The sequence below is a fragment of the Candidatus Methylacidithermus pantelleriae genome (assembly GCF_905250085.1).
In the GTDB taxonomy this organism is placed as follows: domain Bacteria; phylum Verrucomicrobiota; class Verrucomicrobiia; order Methylacidiphilales; family Methylacidiphilaceae; genus Methylacidithermus; species Methylacidithermus pantelleriae.
Window position 1 is genome coordinate 348,695 of the sequence record NZ_CAJNOB010000001.1, and the last position, 24,872, is coordinate 373,566.

Consider the following 24,872-nt stretch of genomic DNA (forward strand, 5'->3'; position numbering starts at 1 on the left):
AAGTTCAGCGCTTGGAAAGCAAGGAAAAAAGGACACAGCTAGTTTTAGGGAAACGATGGATAAGTCAGTGTTACAAAGAAGAGGCCCGTGCAAATGGGAGCTTCCTGCAGGGGAGTCGCGCCGAGTCCCGGTGGTGATCTTCGCGACAGAAGAGCTTTTGGAGGAGATGGACCAAAAGGTCCTGGAGCAGGCAAGCAACGTGGCTAGCCTGCCGGGAATCCAGAAAGCCTCCTTTGCCATGCCGGATGCTCACTGGGGTTATGGATTTCCCATTGGAGGCGTTGCGGCTTTTGATCCCGAAGAAGGCGGAGTGGTTTCTGCCGGGGGGGTGGGGTTTGACATCTCCTGTGGGGTCCGAACGCTTCTCACCGGTCTAAAGAAAAAGGACCTCCTGCCCAAAGCGGAAATTTTGGCAGACAAGCTTTTTGAAGTGATTCCAGCTGGGGTGGGGAGCCGTGGAAAAATCCGTCTCTCTCCCAAAGAGATGGACCAGATGCTCCTAGGCGGCGCCCGCTGGGCCGTGGAACAGGGGTGGGGAAGACCGGAGGATCTAGAAAGGATTGAGGAAAAAGGTTGCATGCCGGGTGCTTGTCCGGACGCTGTTTCCCCGGAGGCGAAGAAACGTCAAGAAGCCGAGATGGGGACACTAGGTTCTGGAAATCATTACCTAGAGGTCCAAGAGGTGGCTGAGATCTACGACCCGGAAATTGCGAAAAAGTTTGGTTTAGAGCTGGGGGATATTGTTGTAAGCATTCACTGCGGTTCCCGGGGTCTCGGGCACCAGATTGGGACAGACTTTTTAAAAAAGATGGTTTCCGCTGCTGCCTCCTACGGGATCCAACTACCCGAGCGAGAGCTTGCCTGTGCACCCCTCCAGTCTCCCCTTGGCCGGGAGTATCTAGGGGCGATGAGGGCAGGGATCAACTGTGCGCTAGCGAACCGGCAGATTCTCACCCATTTAGCCCGAAAGGCATTTGAAGAAATCTTCCCCGGGGTTGAGCTGGTGCTTTTGTATGATGTTTCTCACAATACCTGTAAGGAAGAAGTGCATGAGATTAACGGTAAAAAGAAGCGGGTTTTTGTGCATCGAAAAGGGGCCACGCGAGCCTTGGGACCCGGGCATCCTGATTTACCGAAGGACTTACGCGAAGCGGGCCAGCCCGTTTTGATTGGAGGCAGCATGGGAACGCACTCCTACATCTTGGTCGGTACGGACACAAGCGAGGAGCTTGCCTTTAGCTCGGCGATCCACGGGGCCGGGAGAGCCATGAGCCGTCACCAGGCAACGAAACTGTGGAAAGGACGAGAGATCATTCGGGAGTTGGCGGAAAGAGGAATTTTGGTCCGGAGTGTTTCCGAGCGGGGGGTTGCCGAAGAAGCACCTAAGGCCTACAAGGACGTGAGCCTGGTCGTTGAAGCTGCCCACCGGGCAGGGTTAGCTAAAAAGGTAGCGCGTCTGGATCCTTTGATCTGTGTTAAGGGCTAGGGATCGCGTGAGCGCAGAAAAGGTGGGTTTTGGGCGCGCAAGATTGAGGGCTCTTTTTTCCGTTTTTCCTCCCTTCGATCCAGAGTCACAATTGAACGCTTTTCTTTATGGCGAGCCTTGATGGAAAACAACTTTGCCAGGCAAGTTCTCGGACGGAAAGTGGGGATAGGGGAAGACAAGGGTGGGAGTTGAACGCGTCCTGGCGAGCCCGCTTTCAACCGGCCTTAGCGCGGATCGCGTCACGAAAAGACCGGAACCGTTCATGAAGGGGGCTTGGAAAATCGGCGAGGTTTTGGGGATCGGGATTTATGTCCACTTTACTTTCCTGCTTCTGGTCACCTGGGTCGCGGTTTCTCAGTATGCCGTCGCGGGGAACCTGAGCGCGGTATGGGAAGCGCTCCTTTTCCTTTTTTGTCTTTTCACGATCATTGTCCTCCATGAGCTAGGTCATGCCTTGGCGGCCAAGCGTTTTGGCATCCGGACCCGGGATATCGTCCTTTTGCCGATTGGCGGTGTGGCTCGTTTGGAACGGATGCCGGACAATCCGTGGCAGGAGTTGGTGGTAGCGTTGGCAGGGCCGGCCGTTAACGTCATCCTGGCGTTGATCCTGTATCTGTTTCTTTCCCACTACGATCCCAATTGGCAGCTCGGGCACTGGAGCCCTGTTCGGGGCACCTTTGCCGGACGCTTGTTCGGTGTCAACGTTGTGCTGGCACTCTTTAACCTTTTGCCTGCCTTTCCGATGGACGGGGGGAGAGTTCTCCGAGCTCTTTTGGCAACGCAAATGGACTATGTCCGGGCTACGCATTGGGCGGCCTGGGTGGGGCAGGCCATGGCCATTCTTTTCGGTTTGGCTGGGCTTTTTACACCCAATCCCATGCTTCTATTTATCGCACTCTTCGTGTGGATTGGAGCGGCCCAGGAAGCCAGCATGGTAGAGCTTCGATGGGCGCTGGGTGGAATTCCGGTTTGGAGAGTCATGATCACAGAGTTCCACACGCTTCACCCGGAAGATCCCTTGAGCAAGGCGGGGCAGTACATTCTGGCTGGGTATCAGCACGATTTTCCTGTCGTAGACAACGGCAAAGTGGTTGGAATTCTTACGCACACGGCTCTTTTGTCCGGATTGTCCCGGTTGGGGGAGACAGCAACAGTGAAAGAGGTGATGGAACAAACCTTTGATACCGCGGAAGCAAACGAGATGGTTCAAATGGTTTTTGAGCGCCTGGACCCGGGCAGTGCACCTTGTATACCAGTTCTCCGTCGTGGGGAGCTAGTGGGTCTTCTCACGAAGGAAAATCTTGGGGAGTTTCTCCTTATTCAATCAGCTCTTCGTAAGGAAAGAGCTTAGGGCGTAGGAGGACCCAGAACCAAGGGAGAAACGTGCCGCGACCTCTCTCTGGGGAGCCTTTGAAAAAACGGGTTTTCCCTGGCGGAAAAACTGGGCCTTTTTTGTTCCAAAAGAAGTCTTTCCCGATAAGCCTGTCGTCGGGCTAGATCCCTTCCAAGGCGTCTGTCATAGTGAAAAGGGGCCCTGTCCTTTTTTTCTAGCAAAACCTCGGAGAATGAGGGGGCCACTTTATGCCCCGTTAGGCGCGGGCGATTCCCGTGACGGCTCAGCAAGATTGGGGTGATCACATTTCAGAAGCGCCAGACCTTGTATCTTGATTGTGTGTGGATCCACTTCTCAGTGGTGGCGGCGTGGGTTTTTGGGCTTGCAATATTAGGCCGTTAGGCAATAGTGAAAACGTATGAGTAAAACGATCTTGGTGGTGGGTTCCGTTCTCCTTTTCCTCGTACCGGCTTTGAGCGCGAACGCTCAGGAACAAAAGGACGAAGAGACGGTAACGGTCACAGGAGAAGTTTTGGATATGGTCTGTTACCTGGACCATGGGGCTAGTGGCCCGAAACACGCCAAGTGTGCTCGGACCTGCATTAACTCCGGTTTGCCGGTCGGCATTAAGGATAAGTCGGGAAAGGTGTATCTGGTAGTCGGCGAACACAAGCCTTTGAATCGGGAGCTTGCAGGGCGCGCGGCGAGCGTGGTCACCCTGAAAGGAAAGCTCGTGAGCCGGGATGGGATCAATCTTTTGGAAGACGCGGAAATCATTAAATAGTCTAAGCAAGACTTCGCTTTGCCCTGGGAAGGAGCTGAGGTTTGCGTGAAAGACAAAGGTTGAGACTCACTGAGAAAAATCCTTCGGTGGCTGTGTCCCATTGGCTGTCCTCCTCACATAAAGCTGTAAGTAGGACATAAAGACGGTTCGCAATCCCTTGTGGCTCTGGCCGGCTGGGTTCTCACCTGGCATTGGCCACGGGTGGTGACTGACACCGGCGGGCACCGTGGATTAGGAGGTTGGAGGTTTTGGTTGGTGCCGGCGGAGGAAGGGGGACCTTTCGGGAGAAAGATATTTGTCCCCGGAATGGAAAACGGTGAACGAACTGCGACAAGTCATTGAAACATTCAGTCAACCTGAATATGTTCACACCATTCTCAATCCCCTTCCCTCCTATGGTCTTCTGGTGGCCTTGGTGGGTCTTCTTTGCTGTGCAATCTTCCGGACTCGAGCGGGCCAAATCGCTTGTCTCATTCTGGTGATACTGACATCGGGTTCCGCTGGCTTGGTTCGATACTATGGGGAAGAGGGGTACGACCGCGTGAAATCGATGACCACCCGGAAAGAGGAAGCTTGGCTGGAAGCCCATAAAAAACGGGGCGAGAGTCCCTGGTTTTGGTCTTTCTATGTGACCGCGGCGTTTGCGCTTCTGGCGCTTGTATTTGCCTTGGTTTTTCCCAAAATTTCAGGCCCGCTGACAAGTCTAACGCTTCTTTCAGGTCTTCTTTCGGTCGGGGTCGCGGCGTGGATTAGCCATGCCGGCGGCTTAATTCGGCATCCTGAATTCTATCAGGGCCCGCCTCCAGAAGCTGAAAGCGCAACTCCACTAGCTCCCTCGACTCCGGAGGGGCAGCCTTCTTCGCCTCCGTAAAACCAAGGAAGACCTGGATCCTTGGGTGTGCAGCCGGCTCGAGGCATTGACTCCTGGCAGGTCCTCCTGCTGGTGGCGTGCGGTGATTTTTAAGGAGCCCCAGCGTCGTCTTTTTTCTGCCGGCTTTCGTGGGTGGTAGCCAGCTGGGCCACAAATCCTTTTCCAACCGTTGACCGTGGGGTTTCCCAGAGAAGCTTTGGTCTGGCTTCACACACTGGAAGAAAAAAAGCTTTGTACTCGCGACGTGCCGACGGACGGCAAGGACCCTTCACCGTCTAAGCAACCCCCAGCGAGCACTTCTAGGTCGCTAGCAAACCTTCCGGGAAAAGAAGCTCTCCTCCCTAGCTTAACTTCCTGAGGTTTTTACCTTTGTAGTTGCAAGTCAAGGATTTATGGAAAAGTGTGTAGGGTCGATAGGGAAATCGGTTGTGAATCCATGCTTTTAGGCAGGAGAGTGCTATGTGTCGCAGGTTGTCGGCATGTATGTGCACGAGCCTTGTAGCTATCGCAACGGAAAGGTGTACCGGCGGTGGGGGTTCGGCCGTCCTCCCGGGTAGGGAAAAAGGTGAAGAGAAGGAATTGGGCCAATGGGAGCCGGCTCCCGGTTGGAGCCCAAAAGCTTTTTCGCGCAAGTGTAAAAAGGGCAGAAGCTTGTCCTGCTGGAGGGCTTACAGGTGGGGACGAGGCGTTCGATCAAGGGGGTTCGGGCTACGGGAAGAGGTGTCGCAAAGCTGGGGTCTAGAGGAAGTGCTTGCAGGGGTGAGAAGGGAACGGAAGGCGCGGTTCGTTACAGCGGTTGCTTTTGGGGCGGTTTTTTTCCGCTCTTTCCAAGTGTGCGTTGCGCGAGAAACCAGGGGGAGGGTTTTAGGGGAGCTGTGCGGGGTGCGGGCAAAAAACTTGGGGGAAGAGGGGCTCTGTCGGGCGAGGGATGAGTGACACGGGCTTTGGAGCTCGGTGGAAAAGAAAGTCTATCGGGAGGATTCCCTGCGGGGAACGAGTCTTGTGCTTTCTGATTGATCCCGTGTGTCCTTTGAGGGGGTAGGGGCGGAGGGACTGGCCCATTATGGAGAGAGCCGCGATCACCGAGGGGATCAGCGGCACCTTTTTCTTCTCGATTGCGACCCATGCTTAAGGGGTTCCCATCCATCGGGAGGTTTTGGGGGCAAACCGGGCGGATTCGAAGAGGCTTCTGGGGTTACTCGTGACCGTCCAGCGACGGTTGGGGATCCAAAAAAGAACGTTTCTTTTTGATGGAGGAAGGAAAAACCCCACGGAGTTTGGAAGCGCTGGAAGGAGAGGAGGCTTCCGTATGTCGCCTTGAGCTAAGAGAGGTCAAGCTCTAAGAGGGATTGTCGCGGTCTTTGCAAAAGAGTGGGAGCTTTGGCTTACCGACCGGAGTTAAGTCATGAACACGGAAGGCAGTGGGGTTCGAGCGGTGATTGCCGGAAAAAATGCCCTAGGCCTTCAGCGATCGAGCCCGCCGGGAAAGCCGGATGGCTTCTCCCAAGGAGGTATTGGCCCGAGATTCCCAAAACGATCACGAAAAAAAGCCGATCCGCTCAAACCGGGGAGTGCGGGCGGTTGGGCCGCTCTCTTGGCTCCAAGCCCATACATACTTTGGAGTAGGGGGTCGACCCTGGTGGCCGCTTCTGGTCGAAACGTAAAGAGAGGAGCGGACGCAAGGAGAGGAACCGGTCAATGGATGGTATCCCCTGGAGATCCGTCTCCCCCGGCCGGAAACTTTGCCCGGAGAGTCTCTCACTCATTATGAGCGAGTCGCCCGAGGTTGAAAGAGTGCTTTTCCATAGCTGAAAAAGCTCCCTCGAAGTCTGTCGCGTGCATCGCTGGCTCCTGCCGCTTGGTGAACCGAGTCCGCAATCCCATCCAGATCTTTTTCCTGGCCTAAGGGCTGACACCCCCGGCCGGCGAGCCAACGGATCTCGAAAGGCTTCCAGAAAGTAGTCTCCGAAACCCTTGGTCGCCTTGAAGCTATCCGCGTAGCGCGGCTCCTGCCCGAAGGCAAATGTTAGAGCGTCGAATGCTTTGTGAAATAGGCAAAAAAAGGAAACCGAGCTATTGCAAAAAAGATGGGCCCGCTTCCTCTTGTTTCTCACGGAGCCCCAGTGGATAACGCAGGCAGGAGGAAGCCGTTCAGTCCTTCGGGTGCGGCCATTTATCTTCAAAAACAGTGTCGAAGTTACGTTAGGCTTATTCCGAGCCGGTCGGACAAAAAGGCTAGGCCCGATCGACTGAGCTCTAGCAAATCGAAAGGACCCGGTCTTTTTGGATAAAAGATCTTTCCGGCAGGATCAAACGGGGATCCCTACGGTTCGCTGGTCCGCTTGATGACTACATAGTGCATGATATTTCGCGTCCAGACGCGCAATAGGAGGCGATCCTCTTGCACCTGTTTGGCGACGGTCAAAACCTCGCGCACGCTCCGCACCGGCCTGCGGGCGACCTCTACGATGACATCTCCAGGACGAAGGCTATCCCTTCCTGGTCCTGCCGCGGGGGAGTCAGGCTCCACATTGGTCACGAGGACTCCCTGAAGGCTCGGAGGGATTCCAAACTGCTGGCGTAAAAGCGGGGTTAAATCGGCAATCTCCACTCCCGGAATAAAATCCGACGCAGGTTGCTGTTCACCTCCAGATCCGCCAGAGGAAGCTTCGGGGGTTTCCCGCTCTTTCAAAGTGGCCTCTAGGACTCTTTCGTGACCATCCCTCCAGATTTTGAGCGTGACACGGGTACCAGGCTGCGTTTGGGAGACGGCTAACCGAAGATCTCTCGGATCATTCACCTTGTTGCCATTGAACTCCAAAATCACGTCCCCTGGTTTGATCCCTGCTTTTTCGGCCGGGCTGTCAGGATTGACCTGTTCGACCAAAGCCCCCGTCGGTTGGGGGAGCTTGAAAGCCGTCGCCAGTTCCGGGGTCACTTCCGAGATGCTTACTCCCAAAAATCCTCGAATGACCCGCCCATGCGCAAGAAGCTGTTCCATGGCATAGCGGGCCATGTTGGAGGGTACTGCAAAGCCAATCCCAAGGTTTCCAGGACGTCCTGGGCTCACAATGGCCGTATTGATTCCTACCAGCCGTCCAAGGATATCCACAAGTGCCCCTCCCGAGTTGCCTGGGTTAATCGCAGCATCTGTCTGGATGAAATCTTCGTATTCCTCGATTCCCACGTCCTTTCGACCCACGGCGCTAATGATCCCCATGGTGACCGTCTGGGTGAGATCGAAAGGATTCCCCACAGCAAGCACGATATCCCCCACCTCGGCTTTGTCGCTATCGGTAAAGGTGATCGGAGGAAGATCGCGAGCCGGGATCTTGATGAGCGCGATGTCCGCCAATGGATCCTTGCCCACAACTTTGGCGGTAAATTCCTTTTTGTCATTCCCGAGCATCACCTTAATTTCATCAGCAACATCGACCACATGGTTATTGGTCAGGATATAGCCATCGGCTGTCACAATCACCCCTGAGCCAAGCCCTCCGGCACGTCGTTGCTGGGGAGCCCGGGGAACCCGCCGCGGATTGGACCCCTGGTTGTCTTCATCTGGCAAACCGAAAAACCGCCGAAAGAACGGGTCATTGAAAAACGGGAACCCCCAGCCTTCGGGAACACGAATCTTCTGGGTCGTGAAGATTTTGACGACACTGGGCACTACCTTCTTTACTACAGGCGCAAAGCTTGTCAGAAGACCTGTAGTCGACCGGTTGATTGGCTGGTTATCCACCAGAATGTTGGGAAGTTTCGACTCGGATCGTTCCGCTTTGCCCAGAGGCCAGAAAGCGGCTTGGGAAGCAGGGGAGAAAAGAAAAACCAACCCACAGCTTAAGAGTACACTCACGGAGGTTAGGCGAAGCTGCCTGGGCAGAGAAAAGCGCTTTTGAGAAGTTTCGTTTTCCATGACCGACACGTTACTCGATAGCCTAAGCTATGCCAGTTTGTTTCTATGGGGTGGGTTATCTTAATCAACCACAGGGCTAGCTTGCGCCCGTTTCAAGCCCGACCCCTTGGGGTTTTGGGGGCCAATTTCATCCCGAGATCTTCGCACGGTACAACAGGATTGGACGCCTCTTTTCACCGCGTGTAATATAAAGAGGGTTTTGAGTAAGCGCTAGCCTCATGAGCAAGCAGTGGAAAAAAATCCTCAAGCGGAGGAGGCGGAAGCGATACCAGGAAAGGAGGAAGGAACGCGCCAAGCTCCTTACCAAGGGGGCGCGATTGGGTCAGGGGTAAAGGTTCCCATCCTTTCGGAGGGCCTGGCCTATGGGAAGTCGGTACATGATCGTGGACGGTCACAGTGTCATCTTTGCCTGGCCCGAGTTACATAAGCTTCACAGGAATGACCCGGGAAAGGCTCGGGACGTTCTTGTCCGGAGGCTAGAGGAGCTTTCCGACGCTAGCTTTTGGAAGGTGACCGTCGTTTTTGATGGCCGCAGCTCCTCTCGTTCCTCGTTTGTTCCGAGGGAAGGGGTGGAAGTGTGGTACACCCGTGGGCAGGAGTCAGCGGATAGCTTGATCGAAGCTATGGTAGCACAAGCTCCCGCTCCTACCGAACTTGTGGTCGTCACGGCCGATCAGGGAGAGCGCTGCCTTGTAGAAGGGTTGGGGGCGTTTTGTGTTTCACCCGACTGGCTTCGAATGGAGTGGGAAAGCAGCCGCCAGGCATTGGAACAGAGGTTACAGCAGGTCCATCGGCGGGCGCGGTGGTAGAACCCCGCTCTGTTGGGAAAAGTCATCCAGACGACGATGCGGATTCTTTCAGGTATTCAACCCTCTGGGTCCTTGCATCTGGGCAACTACTTCGGCATGATGCAACGGGCGATTAGCTGGCAGGAAAAGGGCGAAGCCATTTACTTTATTGCCGACTACCATGCTTTAACCTCCCTCCAGGATCCTTCCTCCTTGAGGCGGAACGTCCTGGAGGTAGCGCGGGCCTTTCTTGCTTGCGGGCTGGATCCCGACCGGGCAACTCTTTTCCGGCAAAGCGACGTACCTTGGGTTGTGGAACTGGCATGGCTTCTCTCTTGCTGTACACCCGTGGGACTTTTGGAAAGGTGCCATAGCTATAAGGACAAAATCGCGAGGGGTCTCCCGGCATCCCACGCGTTATTCTCGTACCCGGTATTAATGGCCGCTGACATCCTTCTTTACCAAGCGGAAATGGTGCCCGTCGGCAAAGATCAGAAACAACACCTGGAAATCACTCGAGATATAGCCGCGAAGTTTAACCAGCGTTTTGGACCGGTCTTCCGCATTCCGGAGCCGGATATTCAACCTGATGTGGCCGTTGTTCCCGGTATTGACGGGCAAAAAATGTCTAAGAGCTATGGTAATACCGTAGAGATCTTCGCAGATCCTGAGGAAATCACTACGCGGGTGATGGCCATTAAAACCGACTCCACTCCGGTAGAAGCGCCCAAACCCGTGGAGGGATCCATTTTAGCTTCTCTCTACAAGCTTGTTAGCTCCCCCGAGGAATACCAGGAGTGGGTGGCGAGCATGCGTCGAGGAGGCATTGGGTATGCTACCTATAAAAAGGAACTGGCTGCCAAGATTCTTGGCTACTTTGCGCCGATACGAGAGCGCTACCGTCAGCTAGGTGAGAAACCAAGCTATGTTGAAGAAGTCCTGGCCCAGGGTGCGGAACGAGCTCGAAAACTGGCGCGTCCTACCCTGGAGATGGCACGCCGTGCTGCCGGTCTTGACTAGTGCCACAAAAGACGGCTGACGGTTCGGGGGGACGCTTGGCGCAAAAAGGGAAATCGGCGGATGAACCCCACAGGGCTTGTGCGAGTCGAGTTACACAACTTTCAAGGTCCGGTTGAGCTTTTGCTTCTTTTGGTCCAAGGGGACGAGATTAACCCATGGGAGATCCGTGTGGCCCAGGTGGCTGCTCACGCGCTGGCGCTTGCAACCCGCGGGAATGAGGTGGGCTGGGAGGTCCGGGTTTACGCCCTTTGGATTACTTCCGTTTTGGTTTGGACCAAGAGTCGGGTCTTGTTGGCGCGGCCGTCCCAAGGGCTTGAAGAGGAGGAAGAAGAGGTAGTTGCTTTACCGGGAACTCTTTTGGGAGGGGGTGCGTTGTCGCGTCATCTTCGCGGGATCCTACAAGGGTTGTTAGAGAAATACCCTGAGCGGGCGCAACGGCTTCCGGTTCCACCCTTGGAGGATTTGCTCCCCGACTCCTTCCTTGTTCCGCGGAAACCATGGCCAGTATCGCATTTGGCCCAAGCTTTGGAAGCGCTTCTTTTGCGAAGGAGCTCCAGGCCTTTTGTTCCAAGACCGCTAGAGCGGGGTAGCAGTGTGGCGGAAAAGACGTTGTGGCTTTTGGAGAAGCTAAGCTTTTACCGGGGACCCTGTGCTTTTTCCGAGCTCATCCCATCGGGAACCACGCGCTTGGAGATTGCGTCGGTATTCCTTGCGATCCTGGAGCTTGTGCGGCAAGGAAAGCTCAAAGTTTGGCAAAGGGATGCTTTAGAGAACGGTTTTTGGGTCGAATGTCCCTCGGAGGCCATGGAGCCATGCCCAGTCTAAAAGCGATCCTGGAGGCGCTTATTTTTGCTTCTCCTGAGCCCGTAACAGCTCGTCGGATGCTGGCGATCGTCAAGAATGTGCCCGGAGTCTCGGAAGACCCCGACTCCCTCACAGAGCAAACAATCGAAGAAGCAGTGGAAGAATTGCGGGCTGATTATGGGAGTCGTCACTGTGGGATTGTTCTGGACCGCGCGGCGGGGGGCTATCGCTTTTACACCCATCCGGAAGTGGCTCCCTGGCTGCGGGAACTGCGGGGGGAGGAGAGCTTTCCTAAGCTTTCTCCGGCCGCATTAGAAACGCTTGCTCTCATTGCCTATGCTCAACCGGTGAGCCGATCCCAAATCGAGGCAGTTCGAGGTGTTGCAGTTGACAGTGTTCTATCTGGGCTTTTAGAAAAGGGACTGATTCAGGTTGTGGGCCGGTCCCCCTCCCTGGGCAAGCCTCTGTTGTATGGCACAACCACCCGTTTTCTTGAGTGGTTTGGACTCCAGCGCTTGGAGGAGCTTCCCGACAGGCAGGAATTACGTGAGGTTTTGCTTAGGATCCTCCAAGAGGATGCGGGTTAAGAGGCGAAACGCATCTTTGAAGCTTCCTTGGGTATTCTACCATGGATCTTAATGACGTGCGTGAAGAGATCGATCGGGTGGACCGCCTTTTGGTCCGGTTGCTCAATCGGCGCGTCCAGCTGGCGGATAAAATTGGTCGTGTCAAAAGAGAGGAAAAGGTCAATATTTTTGATCCTTCTCGAGAAGGATCTCTCTGGGGAAAATTAGATAGCTACAATCGAGGTCCCCTCTCGGGGACTGCGCTATGTGCCATTTACCGCGAGATCCTCTCGGAATGCCGCGCCCGGCAAGGAGGAGTTACCGTTGGCTGGGTAGGATCGCACGATCGGGGAAGTTGGATTGCGGCAGTTTTGCGTTTCGGTGTTCGAGCAATGTTCGGTCCAGCCGAGGATTTGGTATCCCTCCTAGAAGGGATCTTGCAGGGCCGGTGGGCCGCTGGTGTTGTCAAGGTGAACCAAGTGGTCCGGGCCCTTCGGCGCCGTCTTTCACCTTGGCCATTAGGCCAGGGTGTCTCGGTATATGAAGAGCTCCGGCTACCCATGGGAAAGAAAAAGGCGGAGTGTTTCTGGGTGCTCTCAGGGGGCCAAAGCCGCTGCGGAAGAAGGCTACTTTTATGGTGCAAGGAAAAAGAAGGGAAAGAACTCCTTGGGGAGCTCAACCGGCTCTTTTTTGAGGAAAACGTCCGGTGCCTTTGGAAACAAAAGATGGAGCTCGCCCGCGCCTGGCTTTACGAAACAGAATTTTCGGAGGATGTCGATTTCGTTTGGGGGGTTGGGAAGGATTTGTCGGGTTTTCTTACCAAGGTTGAGCGGGGTTCCGTGCACTGGCTGGGGACCTACTCTTGCTATGAGCTTTTGTCTGCACCGGTTGTGGAAGAAAACACGGAACCAACTCCGTAATCTTCCTAGCGTGATGAGGGCTTGGTTGGGCCGGGCGGCGTGTGGCGGTATGCAATACGTCTTATGGGCGGTCCGGCCGTTCTGGGCGGCTTTTCGTAAGCTTGGATGTTCCTTGGGTTCGAGCCGAGCAAAACGGGTTGACTGGGTGGAGGGGAGGGAGCGAAACGGAGCGGAGTTTTTCTATGAGCTCGGGATTTGATTCTGAGTCCTCCTACTTGCGTTATCTCCGACAGAAGGAGTTAGAGAGAACCAATCGAAGGACAAGTGTTTCTGCCCCCGGCCAAGCTCCTGGCGATTCGGAGAAAAGCGCCAGCAAACCCTCCCTCCCCCCGCCTCCCACAGGTGGACCCCGTTTTCCGGGAGGCAAGGGAAAGGGCGGTCAGGGGGACGAGGAGGGGAAGCGTGTCAGATCGACTTTCGGGTTGCGACAACTGATTGGGGCGGCAGCGGTCTTTCTGTCGAGTTGGCTCATCTATTTAAGCCTCCGCCAAAGCCAGGTCGAGATCGTGTGGCAATGGGACCAGTTGCCATCCCCTACCAAGGTATACCTCGTGGGAGACTTCACAGGGGATTTGCGGGCGCTGCGGCAAGAGTACCGGCTGGCGGAGGAACCTTTTGAACAGGAAATACGAGTCAAAAAGGAGTCTCTGCGACGGGTAGAGTCGGATTTGGCGGGGCTAGAGGAAAGGATTGGGCTATTACGAAACGAAAAAGGAACAGTGGAAAAGGAACTCAAGCACCTGGTGGAAGAAAATGAGAAAAAAAGCCAGGAGATTTGGGAAAGAAAAGGACTGACTTTAGAAAGGAAAAGAAAGCAAAAGCTTCTTGCCCTCGAGCAATTGATCGAGTCGCGCGCGCAGTCTCTCCATCTTTCGCTAAAACTCCGGGCCGATGCACCTAAGGATCCCGAGGTCTGGGTGAACGCGTTTCGCCTGGCTCTCTATGATGCCCCCAGAGATATTCCGGTGGGCAAGGAGCGGAAGTGGGCCGAGGCTCTCCTGGAAGACTGGCACCGGTCCGAGGAAGAGTACCAGAAGGAAAAGGCGTCCGTCGGTAAGGAGTTGGAACGGCTCCGCGTTGCGATTCGAGAGCGGGCCGCTAGTTATCTGGCCCGCTTGCGTGAGCTCGACCGGAGAATTCATGAAGCCGAGGAAGAGAAAAAACCGATCGAAACGGAACGGCAAGCCGGCACGGTTGCTTTGGATGCCTCCAAGGGAAGGAAGGATTCGATCCAAGACAATTACGCCCTAACCATCCGGAATATTCCGAAGCGCTATGTGGTGGGAGAACTTTCCCGGGGGGCGGATGGACGTTACCACTGGATCGGATGGGATCAGGATCCGAAAAGTGCGATTCGTCACTGGTACCTCTGGGCTTGCACTGAGAAGGACAGGGAGCAATATTGGTCGTTGGTCCAGCTGCCCTTGGAGCGTTTTACCAAGGTGGTGCTAGTTTTACGGCCGGAGAGTTTTGTCCGGGTGAGGGATCTTCTCCAATAAGCGCTCTAAGGACAGGTGTTCCAGCAGGTTCCGGACGATCGCAAGTGCTGGCTGGCCTGGAGCCGCCGGTCCATCTAGCCCCCCATAAACGAGGCAGGAGCCCAGAGCGGGAAACAATGCCCGGGAAAAAAGCGCCCAGGGGCCGGTCGCCATGGCTGCCCAGGGAGTGGGTAACCGGGACAAAATTTGCTCAGCCAGCCAAAGGAGTTCTCTAGGGTTTTCCACAAAAACAGCGAGCTTGGCGCAGTCAGGCGAAACAGTGGGAAACGTGTCTAGCGCGTCAAGGATCCGATCCTTTGGAAGGGGAGTGGTAAATTCGTGCACGGAGAAAATGAGCCACTTCCCTTCCTTTTGGGCTTTCTGGACCAGGGCCAGTTGCTCGTGAGCGTATCGAAGTTCCAGATCAAGCCCCTCAGCCAAGGGGATAAGTTCCTCCAATACACGGGATCGATCGATTCCCCTCACCCGTAGCCCTCCCTCGTCGGGATGGCGAAAGGTAAGGATCGCGGCGTATCGCCGCCGGTCAAGGGAACGGCGTAGTTCCTGGGGCGATACCCCATCCTCCAACAAACAATCCAACCGCAGTTCGACACAGTCTAATCCGGGCCACGGGGAATCTAGGAAGGCAAGTCCGGCCCGTGTTCGGACTGTGCCAACCCAAAGGAAGGGCTTCTGACGACGGAGGAATTGAAACCGTTCCTTGCCGTTCACACGATTTGTCTTCTAGCTCGTTATTCAGTCAACCTCCAAGGGAAAAAAGGGTTGTAAGACTTTGTTCGGCTACCTTATTCCGTACACGGGGCGGCTGTGCCTGTGGGGAGGGGAAAAAGAAAGCGGTTTTGTCCTTTCCGGCGCCGGGCGAAAGCCGAAAAACGCATCTTTTTTTTGGGGACGTAACGTTTTCCTGGCTGTAGCGCCGCGGGTACGGGATTGGGTTTATCTTCCGGTGGGATCCGGGCTTGCGAAAGAAAAAGGGGACACCGGCGGAGCGATCAAAAAGCTCGGAAGCATTCGCTTTTCAAGCGCTCCGCGACAAACACGTTGGAAGAGTTTTTTCTTGAAGGAAGGGCTCCAACGGATAGCCTTCGGGCAAAGAGGAAAAGGAAAAAGGCACGCCATACCATTGGCTTCCGAATCGAAGAGAAAATCCAAGGAGAGCCCGCTAGTTTTGAGCTTTGGAGATTGCGAGAAAAAAAGATTCGCTTTTTGACGAACGTGAGCGTTGACCTTAGGAAAAAGGCAGCGATCGACCCAGGGGTAATGGGATCCTTTTCTAGTGGATCCTTTGGGAAAGAGATCTCCAGCTGGTTTGCCCACCGTTTGGTATGTGGCTCTTTTAGCGCCTGGTTTTATCTCGGAGTTCATGGCCAGGTGTGCCATGTGCCAGAGGGAAGATGTGCTACATTTTGTACGAAAAACAACCAGGGCTAGCTTCGTGACGGCTTCCATGGAACATCCGGTTGGAAGTGATGGCATCGATGTGAGGGTCAAGGGTCGTCATTGGGCAGAGGGAGTCTCTGAGATCTTTCGAGGCCTTTTCTCAAATGACATAGGGATCGATCTAGGCACGGCCAATACGCTTGTATATGTCAAAGGTAAAGGAATTGTTTTGCGGGAGCCTTCCGTTGTGGCCATCCATACGGGGACAAAATCTGTACTTGCCGTGGGAGAGGAAGCCAAGCGGATGCTCGGACGCACACCGGGTAATATCACCGCGATCCGGCCGATGAAAGACGGGGTGATTGCGGACTTTCAATTGGCAGAAGCGATGCTTAAGGCATTCATTGCCAAGGTTCAAAGTCGCTGGAAACTCCGTCGACCGAGAATCGTCATTGCGGTTCCCAGTGGGATTACGGAAGTGGAACGAAGAGCGGTTCAGGAGTCCGCCCAGCGGGCGGGAGCCCGGGAAGTCTATCTTATTGAAGAACCCATGGCAGCTGCCATTGGGGTGGGTCTTCCCATCCAAGAGCCGGCGGGAAACATGATTGTGGATATTGGTGGTGGGACGACCGAGGTAGCGATTATTGCCCTGTCCGGCGTGGTGTATTGCCGTAGTATCCGGGTAGCCGGAGATGAGCTGGATGAAGCGATTATGAATTACATGAGGCGGGCGTACAACCTGATGATAGGAGAGCGGACGGCGGAAGAGATCAAGATTCGGTTGGGATCTGCCTATCCCTTGGAAAAAGAGAGTAGCATGGAGGTCCGCGGGCGCGATTTAGTGGCTGGGCTTCCCAAGATTTTGACCATTACTTCCCAAGAGGTCAGGGAGGCGATGGCGGAGCCTGTCTCCGTCATCGTGGAGTCGGTCCGGATCACTCTGGAGCGTTGCCCGCCGGAGCTTTCTGCCGATCTTGTGGAACGGGGAATTGTGCTAGCCGGGGGAGGAGCCCTTCTTCGAGGAATGGATCGTCTTTTGGCAGAGGAGACGGGGCTACCGGTGCACGTGGCCGAAGACCCGCTGAGCGCTGTGGCGGAGGGCACAGGCAAGATTTTGGAGGAGTTTGGGTATTTGGAAAAGATCGCCAAGGGTGGAAAGAGGGGATAAAGGAAAAGGGGCCTGGTGCTAGCTGGATTCTCGTTTGTGAAAAAAGGTCACCATCGGACATAGGGTCGTTCCTGCCCGTTCATGTTGGACAAAAAGTCTCACATCCAAGTAGTGGGCGAAGAAGATTCCGTCCCGGTATCGGAAAAGCGAAGAGGCCGGATCGGCTGGACCTGGTATGTCGTGGGCAGCCTTCTCCTTGCGGGGCTTCTTGGTACGGCCGCACCCGCTACGGTCCACAAGAAGTTGCACCAGTGGGGACTGGAAGCTCTTTCTCCTTTTGTCTGGGTGACGGAGACCGCGCGGACGGCTATTGAGAACTTCCGGTTAGGTTTGAAAACCCTTGAAGAAACCCAAGCCGAGGTTAAGGTGCTGCGGCAACAAAATGCCGAACTGGCTATGCAGGTGAGTTACTTAAAAAATCTTGCGCAAGAGAATGCTCGCCTGCGGGAGATGCTGGGCTTTAAGTCCAGCACGCATTATCGGCTGCTTGCTTGCCGAGTTGCAAGCCGGGATCCAGCAAGCTGGTGGAACACCGTGCTGATTGATCGGGGTTGGGCGGATGATGAGAACCTGACTTCCGATCTCCCAGTGGTAACTCCTCGAGGGGTGGTTGGGAAGACAGGAGTGGTTTCGCGCAATGTCACAGAGGTCATCCTTTTGGTGAATGAAAACTGCAAGATTGCCGCAATCACGGAGGCTTCCCAGGAACAAGGGCTCTTGGTGGGTAGTGGTTTTGGAGGGGAGGAGCGGCCCCGGGCGCGGCTAACCTATGTCCGTCGTAATGCCCAGGTAGGGATTGGGGAACGGGTCTTTACAACCGGTTTAGGAGGGGTGTTCCCTAGCGGGTTGCTCCTCGGGGTGGTAGCGGAAGTTCCCCCTGTGGACGCCGGCAAAACCATGGGGCTCTACCGGGAAGTAATCGTGGATCCGATTGTCGATCTGACCCAGCTGGACGAGCTTTTTGTCGTTGTTTCGACGAAGTGAACCGCAAGAATCGGGGTTTTCGTCTTGGCAGGCAGGCTCGTCGGGGAGACAGGGGAGCGGTGTAACGACACTGTGGAAGGGAGGAAATAACCAACCCAGATGGTGCAGTGGCTTATCCTCGTCGGCGTCGGTGCATTGTCGGTAATGCTTGTGCCTCTTTTTCCGTTGCTTCCCTGGGTTGAGGTGCGGCCGTATCTACCGCTTCTGGTGGTAAGCTACGCAGCCGTGCGTTTCCCTTTGGTGCTATCAATGGTTTTGGCAGCCTTCGTGGGAGCCCTTTGGGATGTCGTTTGTTCTCCGTACTTCGGTCTCCATTTTTTTCTGTGCCTTTTCTTTTCTTTTTTCTTTTCTCTCCAGACGGCTGCCCTGGGAAAAAGTGGAGCTCTGAGCTTTCTAGCGCTGGTGGTAGGTGCCTCTTTTCTCTATTTTCTGGGAGGATACCTCTTCTATCTCTGGAGGGAGACGGCGTGGCGATGGTCCATGCAAGTGCTCTACCAGGCGGCGTACGCCGCTTTGCTTACAGGAATGTGCGCTCCTTTGGTCCTCCTAGGGTTTGATTTTCTTTTGTTCCGGGATGAGACCGCGACGCTTTTTGGCAAGCCTCGACAAGAGGCAACCCATTTGAACGACGATGGCAACGAAGGCAGCTCTGAACAACCGGGCGGCTGACGCCCACGAAGAACGAGAGGAAGAGGTAGGGGGTTACGCAAAGGCCCCGCGTCTGGCGGTAGCCGTGCTCGCCGTGGTGGGTGCTTGTGCCGTGCTGGTCTTGCGTCTCTGGCGGCTTCAGGTGGCCGAAGGGGAGGCGTACGCGGCGAAACTTCGAGGCCAGACGACACTAGCCATCCAGCTTTTACCGGCCAGAGGTCCCATTGTGGATCGCAATGGAATTCCGCTAGCTGAGAATCGACCAAGTTTTGACATGGATCTCTATTTGGACGAGCTGGTTCGCTACTACTCTCGGCAGCATAGAGGCAGGGTTCCCTTCATCGAGGTCGAGAGGCGTGCCGGAGAGAAAATCCTCCGCCGCAAGGAGCCGGATGTAGCTCGGATCGTCAGCGAGTACCTGGAGCCCATTACCCGGACCCTTAATCTTTCGGTACCGTTGGATCCGAAGGAGCTTCAGCGACATTATTACCAGACTCCCAACGTTCCCTATCACTACCTGCCGGACATTGACTTCCGACTGGTGGCCCAGTTTTCCGAACGCAATCTGGGCATTCCGGGCATTTCTATTGCTCCCAGGCCGGTTCGCTACTATCGCTTCGGAGCTCTAGCTCCCCACATCCTCGGTTATGTGGGGGAGCCTGCGGACCGGGAGCAACTTTTGGAAAGGATGGGGTACGTCCCGGATATGGTTGGTCGGGAGGGGGTGGAAAAGATCTTTGATAGCCAGCTACAGGGTGAGCCTGGGGGACGGATTCTGCGGGTCAATTCGCGGGGTTACATCCTTAGCGAGGAAGCCTATCGTCCGCCTCACGTAGGCGGAGCGGTCTATTTGACCCTCGATGCAAGGATTCAAGCGATTCTCGAGGCGGTGTTACGCAAAGTGGGGAGGGCAACGGCCATTGTCATGGACCCTTGGACAGGGGACATCCTGGCCATGGCTTCGGTGCCGAACTACGATCCCAACGTCTTTATTCCCAAGGTCAGTCCTGAGGAGTGGAAACGACTCACCACCGATCCGACCGCTCCCCTGGTGAATCGTGCCATTTCTCCCTACGCACCGGGATCGACGTTTAAGGTGCTGGTGGCTTTGGCGGCTTTAAAGTATGGGGTCATTACACCCAAGACCAAGATCTATTCCCCAGGGGGAATCGATATTGGGGGAAGAGTCTTCAAGGACTGGACCCCGGGGGGACGGGGTGACATTACTGTCTATGATGGAATTCGATACTCCTGCAACACCTTTTTTTACCAGGTAGGGATTCGTACGGGGATTGATCGGATTGTGGAACTGGGCCGGGTGGTAGGGTTTGGTGCCAAGACCGGTATTCCTTTAAATAATGAATCGCCGGGGATTTTGCCTGATCCGGCCTGGATGAAGGTCCATTATCCCCGCGAACGATGGACCATTGCGCACACGGCCAATGTTTCCATTGGTCAGGGATTTCTCCAAGTCACCCCCCTTCAAATGACGGTTCTTATGGCGGCGGTAGCTAATGGAGGGACGGTACTCTATCCAAGGCTGGTCCACGGGGTCATGGATTGGAGAGAGGAAGTCAAGGCTTCCATCCCGGTTCGGGTGCGTGGTGAGCTAGGCGTCCGACAGGAGGATCTGGACGCCCTTCGAGCGGCATTGCGCGGGGTAGTGGAATCGGGTACGGGGCATTCGGTAGATACCCCGCATTGCCATGTGGCGGGTAAGACCGGCTCCGCTCAGTTTAAACGGTGGCTCAATGGAAAACTGGTCAAGGATACCCGGGCCTGGTTCTACGGATATTTTCCGTACGAAAAACCTCGCTATGTCTTTACCGTTATGGTGGAGGGAGGTGTAAGCGGTGGGAGCACGGCCGGACCACTGGCTCGAGAAATCGTAGAAAAGATTCTCCAATTGGAGCAATCTGGTCAGGCACCAGATCTTGGGTATTTTCGGCCTGCGGTGGGGAACTTTAACGGGGTAACAGAAGTGGGCGTCGAGGAGAGGAGGCCGTCTGTAGAACCCGCTGTGCGCAGGGCAGTACCGGTGATCCCCCAGCCTGTGCCACCGGAAACCGAAGAATCAGAGGAGACCCAGTAAACGACTCATAACGGAACTCGCAGGCTTGATTGTAGGACAAGCTCCCGCCCATCCCCGACATTGGGTGGGTTCCCAGAAGCGCTTGGCTAGACCGCACTCCTGCTGATCCTAGTAAGATTCCGACTAGCATTGACGTCGTTATGCGTCCCCAGATCCCAAGTGTCACACACGAAACGATCTTTGACCCTTTGATCCGCCGACTTGTACGTCGGCCACGTTGAGCGGGTGCCAACTGGGTTGACGTTTGAAACGACAATGCCAGCCACTTTTTTCTTGTACGAGGCAAACGTCGGAAGCTCTCACTCTGCCTAGCGATGGAGGCTGGCGTGCACGGGTTTTTCCTGCTGACATCCGGTAGCACATGTGGGTAAGCTTTTCCCCCGATCGATTGGGCACCGATTTGCATCCCTCGGCGAGGATGGCCTTGCTAGTTTCATGGATTGACATGGCTCACAAGCCAAGCCTTCTTGCGCCAATCCTGCCGGAGCTTTGGTTTGGCGCTCGGGCTAGGGCTGGACGAAAGACGCCCTTGGAAGGTAAGGGAGCGATTCCGCCGATCGGAAAGAGGATTGGCGCTGAAGACCTTCCCCGTACACATGGCAACAAGCGTCTTTTGTCCCATTTCGGCACCGATCACCGGACCGGTTACAGCAGGTTGCTTGTCGGCCGATTCGATAAGGAGGGTGAAAAACCAGTGTCCGTTGCGAAAGACCGGTTAGGCCTTTCTGGGGCGGCCGCTATGGGAGGATGCGCCGCTGGCGTTTGCCCAGGCGCAGGGCAGCGGGAGGCGGCCGGAAAGCGTAGGGAGTTCGACGGTTTGGCTTTGGATACTCAAGGGAGCCTCGTCGAAGGGCACGCTGGCGTCCTCGAAGCCGATAGCCGGGATGAGCGCGGTCTTGATTGAAGAATGCCCGAGTACCGGTAGCGTCTTGGAAGCCTTGCCGACCGTGAAAATGGAGTTGCGGCCGATCGAGCTTCTCAAAGGGAGTCTCGGCGCGCAGCATCGCGCAGGCGCGATTGCGCAGCGCCACCCGGTTCCAGATAGAATACTCCCCAATGAGGGGAACGGATCGGTTGCAGGTATCCGCGGAGGGCGCTTGAGGCGCAGCGAGTCGATTCGCTGCGTCCGTCGTGACATCCAACCGGATCGACGCCGTGCGCATGATCGCTCATCGCCTCTCCAGTGGGGAGCTTGGCGCAATCGACGTAGCATCGAATTGTCACAAGACGGGTGTTGCCCGCCGTGCCGGCGTCGCACCACGGCGATCCCGGGTTTTTGTGCCACAGCACTTTCACGGGCGCTGCGAGCGACGAAAAGAAACGGCGCGCTGCGACATGCCCTTGAGCACCTTGACTGTATGGGTTACGGTGATAGCCAAAGAAGGAGTAACGCAGACGTGGATGAGATACGGCCGGATCTCCTGGGAGACTACCGGCTAGACTCGTTCCACGCAACTCCCATGGAGGATCACTCCTGGATCCTCAGGCCTCGTTCCCATCAAGATCTTATGCCGATGTTTCGGACAGCCGATCACAGCGCAGGAGGCTATTGGGTAGACACCGTTCCGGTTTGGGACGACATCGACCACGGATCCGAGGATCGACCCCATCGTGTGCTTCGTCCAAGCGCACTTTCTCCCGTGATCGCCATCGCGGATTCCTTAGGGGAGCTTCTATGAAGTTGTGGAAGGATTCCTCCCAGTTAGTCCTTCTTTATCGCAAGATCCTTAGGATGGATTGGCTTCTGGTTCTTGTGGTAGTGGCGCTGTCCGGATTCGGGGTCGCGGTGGTCTATAGCGCCACCTATTCGGAAGGGGGCGGACTCTACCGCAACGCCCATCTTGCCCAGATGGCTTGGCTTATGGGGGGACTGGCGGTTTTACTGGTTCTCTCGCTTACGGATTATCGAGTATGGGTCCGGTGGTCTTGGGTGTTTTTTCTGGTTTCGTTGGTTCTTTTGGTCGTTGTGCTCAAGGTGGGAACGGTAGTCAATGGGGCTCGAAGCTGGCTTCGTTTGGGACCGGTTTCGTTAGAGCCGGCGGAGCTGGCTAAGGTAAGCTTTATTCTTTTGCTTGCCTGGCTTTTTCAAAGGGTGAAAGACCGCGGGTTGTTGATGTCGCTTTTGGTTCTGGCGCTAACCGCTCTCCCGGTGGCCCTGGTGCTGAAGCAGCCGGCTTTGGGTTCGGCCAGCGTGTTTTTCCCGATTGGTTATGCCGTGTGCTTGGTGGGAGGGCTAAAAAAGCGATATCTTCTTTTACCCCCTTTGAGCGCAGCGAGCGCAGGCGCCTATGCCTTTTTTGGCGTCTACCAGCGGGGATGGGTGATTCCCGGTCTTAAGCCTTACCAATTGACGCGCATCCGGACGTTTTTTGACCCCAATCTTGATCCCTTGGGTGCGGGATGGACGATCAATCAATCCTTGATTGCCATTGGCTCTGGGGGATTGTGGGGGAAAGGTTTTTTGCATGGGGAACAGAATATCTATGGCTTTCTTCCCAAAAAAATCGCCTACAACGATTTTATCTTTTCGGTTGTCGGTGAGGAGTGGGGTTTCGTTGGCGCGTCGGCCGTAGTTGTGGCAGAGTGTATCATCCTTTTGCTATGTCTTCGGGCAGCTTGGGTGAGTCAAGATCTTGCCGGTTCGCTCATTGCCGCCGGGATAGCGGGGATGTTTTTTGGACACATGGTGGTCAATATTGGGATGACCATCGGGCTTTTACCCGTGACCGGTATCCCGTTACCCTTCGTCAGTTATGGAGGAACGTTTCTGGTCATCTGTCTTGGGGCGATAGGACTCGTACAGAGCGTATGCGTGCATGGTCGCCCGCTCCGGTAGAGGCCGTTTTACTGGCCGGTTTCTTTGGGGGGCCGGTAGGCCCGAAGGGAGAGGGTGTTTTCTCTAGATGGTTTTCCTGGGTGAGATGTTTCCTGTGCTTGGCGACCGGGACACAAGATCGGCTTTATTTCCTAAGGGATGATCTTTCGGACCGGGTTCTCCAGGAGGCTTCTGGGGAACCCATGCGAGGTTTGCCATGTTTTTCGACAAGTTACGGCGTTTTATCGGTCTTAAAAAAAAGGGCGAAACTAAAGAGATTCTCGTCAGTTGTGAACCTCTAGAGACCCGGGTAGCTCTTCTGGAAGGGGGGATACTGGAGGAGTTCGCCGTCGAACGGGGGGGAGCGAAGGAGATCGCTGGGAATATCTATAAGGGAAGGGTGCACAATGTCGAGCCCGGTCTTAAAGCGCTATTCGTCGACATTGGGGTGGAAAAGAATGCGTTTTTGCACTACTGGGATGCGGTCCCGGCCGCTCTGGATGCGGGCGTGGAAGCGGTCGAACGGAAGGGGAGGAAAAGGAAAACACGATCGATTAGCGCCGATGATATCCCTCAACTTTACCCTCCGGGATCTGAGGTGGTCGTCCAGGTCAGCAAAGGACCGATTGGGAATAAGGGGGCGCGTGTTACCACCAACATCACCTTGGCGGGCCGTTATCTGGTCCTTCTTCCCTATTCAGAGCAATTTGGCATTTCCCGGAAAATTGAGGATCCCAAAGAGCGGATGCGGCTTCGGAAAATTCTTCAGGAACTCGATGTTCCGGAGGGGATGGGGTTGATTATCCGAACTGTGGGAGAAGGGAAAAAGGCGCGGTATTTTGTCCGGGATCTCGCCATGTTGCTCGAGCAGTGGAGAGCGATTGAGGAAAGAATCCGAACGGAGAAGGCACCGGCTCTCCTTTATGCCGAGCCGGACTTAATTGAACGGACGGTGCGGGACTTTTTGACCGAGGATGTTGACCAGATTGTCGTCGATGATGAGCAAGCCTACGGACGGATCCGAGAATTGGTAGGGAAAATTTCCAAAAGGTCGCAACGAAAGATTCGCCTGTATAAGGAATCGGTCCCCATTTTTGAACGCTTTAACGTGGAAAAGCAAATTGATACGGCTTTTCGGAGACAAGTATGGCTCCCGAGTGGGGGCTATATCGTCATTGATGAAACGGAGGCTTTGGTGGCGATTGATGTAAACACGGGGCGCGCGAAGGCTAGCGGCCGGGAAGAAAATACGATTCTTCAGACGAATCTAGAGGCAGCTGAGGAGGTTGCCCGCCAGCTGCGGCTGCGGAATATCGGGGGGCTTGTCATCATTGACTTTATCGATATGCGGTCCAAAAGGGACCAAAATCTTGTGGTTCATCGTCTCAAAGAGTGCTTGCGGCGCGACAAGGCGCGGACCCATGTCCTACCGATTAGCCCGTTGGGTTTAGTCGAGATGACGCGGCAGCGGGTGCAGGAGAGTATTTGGCAGTCCCAGTACGTGCAATGTCCTTATTGTGAGGGTCGTGGGGTGATTAAATCTCCGGAGACGATGAGCGTCGAAATCCAGAGAGCCATCACCACGGTGATGCGGAGTCATCCCGAAGTTCGGGAACTGCGCATTGTGGTCAATCATCTTGTGCTTGAGCGTTTGAAAACGGAGGATGAAGATATTTTGGTTGACCTTGAGCGAAAGCTTCAGGGGAAGCTCTTGTTCCGTGCGGATCCGAAGGTGCATGTGGAAGAGTTTCACATTTATAACGCAGTTACGAATCAGGAGTTGTATCACCGGCCCTGA

At 55.2% G+C, this 24,872-nt stretch carries 20 protein-coding genes and 1 pseudogene; 18 read left to right on the forward strand and 3 right to left on the reverse strand.

Features of this window, described 5'->3' with window-relative positions; translation table 11 throughout:
• Window positions 1–55 precede the first annotated feature (55 nt).
• The 4 genes from KK925_RS01500 (at window position 56) to KK925_RS01515 (ending at window position 4,474) form a co-directional block, all read left to right on the forward strand.
• The gene (locus tag KK925_RS01500) at window positions 56–1,486 is read left to right on the forward strand and encodes an RtcB family protein (protein WP_174581816.1); all 1,431 of its coding nucleotides are present in this window, start codon (window positions 56–58) and stop codon (window positions 1,484–1,486) included.
• A 262-nt stretch (window positions 1,487–1,748) separates the two neighbouring features.
• Window positions 1,749–2,837 (forward strand): site-2 protease family protein, encoded by a 1,089-nt coding sequence (locus KK925_RS01505; protein ID WP_174581817.1) that lies wholly within the window; start codon window positions 1,749–1,751, stop codon window positions 2,835–2,837.
• A gap of 400 nt (window positions 2,838–3,237) precedes the next feature.
• Window positions 3,238–3,603 carry a hypothetical protein gene (locus KK925_RS01510; protein ID WP_174581818.1) on the forward strand — a complete coding sequence of 122 codons (366 nt, stop codon included), beginning with the start codon at window positions 3,238–3,240 and terminating at the stop codon, window positions 3,601–3,603.
• A gap of 316 nt (window positions 3,604–3,919) precedes the next feature.
• Window positions 3,920–4,474, forward strand: a complete 555-nt coding sequence (locus KK925_RS01515; protein WP_174581819.1) for a hypothetical protein — start codon at window positions 3,920–3,922, stop codon at window positions 4,472–4,474.
• 2,323 nt (window positions 4,475–6,797) lie between these two features.
• Here the strand turns inward: KK925_RS01515 and KK925_RS01520 are convergent.
• Entirely contained in the window at window positions 6,798–8,330 is a 1,533-nt protein-coding gene (locus KK925_RS01520) for a DegQ family serine endoprotease (protein ID WP_236027800.1), read from the reverse strand.
• A gap of 443 nt (window positions 8,331–8,773) precedes the next feature.
• Between KK925_RS01520 and KK925_RS01525 the strand changes: the two genes are divergently transcribed.
• The 6 genes from KK925_RS01525 to KK925_RS01550 all read left to right on the forward strand — a co-directional run bounded on the left by KK925_RS01525 (window position 8,774) and on the right by KK925_RS01550 (window position 13,987).
• Window positions 8,774–9,199 (forward strand): NYN domain-containing protein, encoded by a 426-nt coding sequence (locus tag KK925_RS01525; protein ID WP_214096191.1) that lies wholly within the window; start codon window positions 8,774–8,776, stop codon window positions 9,197–9,199.
• A gap of 36 nt (window positions 9,200–9,235) precedes the next feature.
• Entirely contained in the window at window positions 9,236–10,198 is a 963-nt protein-coding gene (trpS, locus tag KK925_RS01530) for a tryptophan--tRNA ligase (RefSeq protein ID WP_174581882.1), read from the forward strand.
• A gap of 60 nt (window positions 10,199–10,258) precedes the next feature.
• Complete coding sequence (locus KK925_RS01535) at window positions 10,259–11,023, forward strand: hypothetical protein (RefSeq protein WP_174581823.1); 765 nt, start codon at window positions 10,259–10,261, stop codon at window positions 11,021–11,023.
• Window positions 11,011–11,589 (forward strand): SMC-Scp complex subunit ScpB, encoded by a 579-nt coding sequence (scpB, locus tag KK925_RS01540; RefSeq protein ID WP_174581824.1) that lies wholly within the window; start codon window positions 11,011–11,013, stop codon window positions 11,587–11,589. The genes KK925_RS01535 and scpB overlap by 13 nt, the downstream gene beginning before the upstream one ends.
• 41 nt (window positions 11,590–11,630) lie before the next feature.
• On the forward strand, window positions 11,631–12,488 hold the full coding sequence (locus tag KK925_RS01545; protein ID WP_174581825.1) for a chorismate mutase: 858 nt from the start codon (window positions 11,631–11,633) through the stop codon (window positions 12,486–12,488).
• A gap of 182 nt (window positions 12,489–12,670) precedes the next feature.
• Window positions 12,671–13,987, forward strand: coding sequence for a coiled-coil domain-containing protein (locus tag KK925_RS01550; RefSeq protein ID WP_174581826.1), 1,317 nt, complete (start codon window positions 12,671–12,673; stop codon window positions 13,985–13,987).
• Here KK925_RS01550 and KK925_RS01555 read toward each other — a convergent pair.
• Window positions 13,943–14,698, reverse strand: a complete 756-nt coding sequence (locus KK925_RS01555; protein WP_174581827.1) for a type I 3-dehydroquinate dehydratase — start codon at window positions 14,696–14,698, stop codon at window positions 13,943–13,945. The genes KK925_RS01550 and KK925_RS01555 overlap by 45 nt on opposite strands.
• Before the next feature lie 724 nt (window positions 14,699–15,422).
• On the opposite strand from KK925_RS01555, the gene KK925_RS01560 reads away from it, so the two are divergent.
• The 4 genes from KK925_RS01560 to mrdA all read left to right on the forward strand — a co-directional run bounded on the left by KK925_RS01560 (window position 15,423) and on the right by mrdA (window position 20,259).
• A complete protein-coding gene (locus KK925_RS01560) occupies window positions 15,423–16,535 on the forward strand; it encodes a rod shape-determining protein (protein ID WP_328706679.1) in 1,113 nt (370 codons plus the stop codon).
• Between the two features lie 111 nt (window positions 16,536–16,646).
• Entirely contained in the window at window positions 16,647–17,519 is an 873-nt protein-coding gene (gene mreC, locus KK925_RS01565) for a rod shape-determining protein MreC (RefSeq protein ID WP_174581829.1), read from the forward strand.
• A gap of 99 nt (window positions 17,520–17,618) precedes the next feature.
• The gene (mreD, locus tag KK925_RS01570) at window positions 17,619–18,188 is read left to right on the forward strand and encodes a rod shape-determining protein MreD (protein ID WP_174581830.1); all 570 of its coding nucleotides are present in this window, start codon (window positions 17,619–17,621) and stop codon (window positions 18,186–18,188) included.
• A complete protein-coding gene (gene mrdA, locus KK925_RS01575; RefSeq protein WP_174581831.1) occupies window positions 18,151–20,259 on the forward strand; it encodes a penicillin-binding protein 2 in 2,109 nt (702 codons plus the stop codon). The genes mreD and mrdA overlap by 38 nt, the downstream gene beginning before the upstream one ends.
• A gap of 86 nt (window positions 20,260–20,345) precedes the next feature.
• On the opposite strand, the pseudogene KK925_RS11375 reads toward mrdA, so the two are convergent.
• Window positions 20,346–20,537: pseudogene (locus KK925_RS11375) on the reverse strand (zinc ribbon domain-containing protein); the annotation flags it as partial.
• Window positions 20,538–20,677: 140 nt separating this feature from the next.
• On the opposite strand from KK925_RS11375, the gene KK925_RS01580 reads away from it, so the two are divergent.
• The 4 genes from KK925_RS01580 to KK925_RS01595 all read left to right on the forward strand — a co-directional run bounded on the left by KK925_RS01580 (window position 20,678) and on the right by KK925_RS01595 (window position 24,872).
• Window positions 20,678–21,163 (forward strand): hypothetical protein, encoded by a 486-nt coding sequence (locus KK925_RS01580; protein WP_214096192.1) that lies wholly within the window; start codon window positions 20,678–20,680, stop codon window positions 21,161–21,163.
• The gene (locus KK925_RS01585) at window positions 21,144–21,938 is read left to right on the forward strand and encodes a hypothetical protein (protein WP_174581833.1); all 795 of its coding nucleotides are present in this window, start codon (window positions 21,144–21,146) and stop codon (window positions 21,936–21,938) included. Before KK925_RS01580 ends, KK925_RS01585 begins: the two co-directional genes overlap by 20 nt.
• A complete protein-coding gene (rodA, locus tag KK925_RS01590) occupies window positions 21,935–23,095 on the forward strand; it encodes a rod shape-determining protein RodA (protein WP_174581834.1) in 1,161 nt (386 codons plus the stop codon). Before KK925_RS01585 ends, rodA begins: the two co-directional genes overlap by 4 nt.
• A gap of 196 nt (window positions 23,096–23,291) precedes the next feature.
• Window positions 23,292–24,872 carry an Rne/Rng family ribonuclease gene (locus KK925_RS01595; RefSeq protein WP_174581835.1) on the forward strand — a complete coding sequence of 527 codons (1,581 nt, stop codon included), beginning with the start codon at window positions 23,292–23,294 and terminating at the stop codon, window positions 24,870–24,872.

Coding starts and splice junctions, on each gene's coding strand:
- KK925_RS01500 (WP_174581816.1), top strand. CDS start 56: ATGGATAAGTCAGTGTTACAAAGAAGAGGCCCGTGCAAATGGGAGCTT.
- KK925_RS01505 (WP_174581817.1), top strand. CDS start 1,749: ATGAAGGGGGCTTGGAAAATCGGCGAGGTTTTGGGGATCGGGATTTAT.
- KK925_RS01510 (WP_174581818.1), top strand. CDS start 3,238: ATGAGTAAAACGATCTTGGTGGTGGGTTCCGTTCTCCTTTTCCTCGTA.
- trpS (WP_174581882.1), top strand. CDS start 9,236: ATGCGGATTCTTTCAGGTATTCAACCCTCTGGGTCCTTGCATCTGGGC.
- KK925_RS01535 (WP_174581823.1), top strand. CDS start 10,259: ATGAACCCCACAGGGCTTGTGCGAGTCGAGTTACACAACTTTCAAGGT.
- scpB (WP_174581824.1), top strand. CDS start 11,011: ATGCCCAGTCTAAAAGCGATCCTGGAGGCGCTTATTTTTGCTTCTCCT.
- KK925_RS01545 (WP_174581825.1), top strand. CDS start 11,631: ATGGATCTTAATGACGTGCGTGAAGAGATCGATCGGGTGGACCGCCTT.
- KK925_RS01550 (WP_174581826.1), top strand. CDS start 12,671: ATGAGCTCGGGATTTGATTCTGAGTCCTCCTACTTGCGTTATCTCCGA.
- mreD (WP_174581830.1), top strand. CDS start 17,619: ATGGTGCAGTGGCTTATCCTCGTCGGCGTCGGTGCATTGTCGGTAATG.
- mrdA (WP_174581831.1), top strand. CDS start 18,151: ATGGCAACGAAGGCAGCTCTGAACAACCGGGCGGCTGACGCCCACGAA.
- KK925_RS01580 (WP_214096192.1), top strand. CDS start 20,678: ATGGCCTTGCTAGTTTCATGGATTGACATGGCTCACAAGCCAAGCCTT.
- KK925_RS01585 (WP_174581833.1), top strand. CDS start 21,144: ATGAGCGCGGTCTTGATTGAAGAATGCCCGAGTACCGGTAGCGTCTTG.
- rodA (WP_174581834.1), top strand. CDS start 21,935: ATGAAGTTGTGGAAGGATTCCTCCCAGTTAGTCCTTCTTTATCGCAAG.
- KK925_RS01595 (WP_174581835.1), top strand. CDS start 23,292: ATGTTTTTCGACAAGTTACGGCGTTTTATCGGTCTTAAAAAAAAGGGC.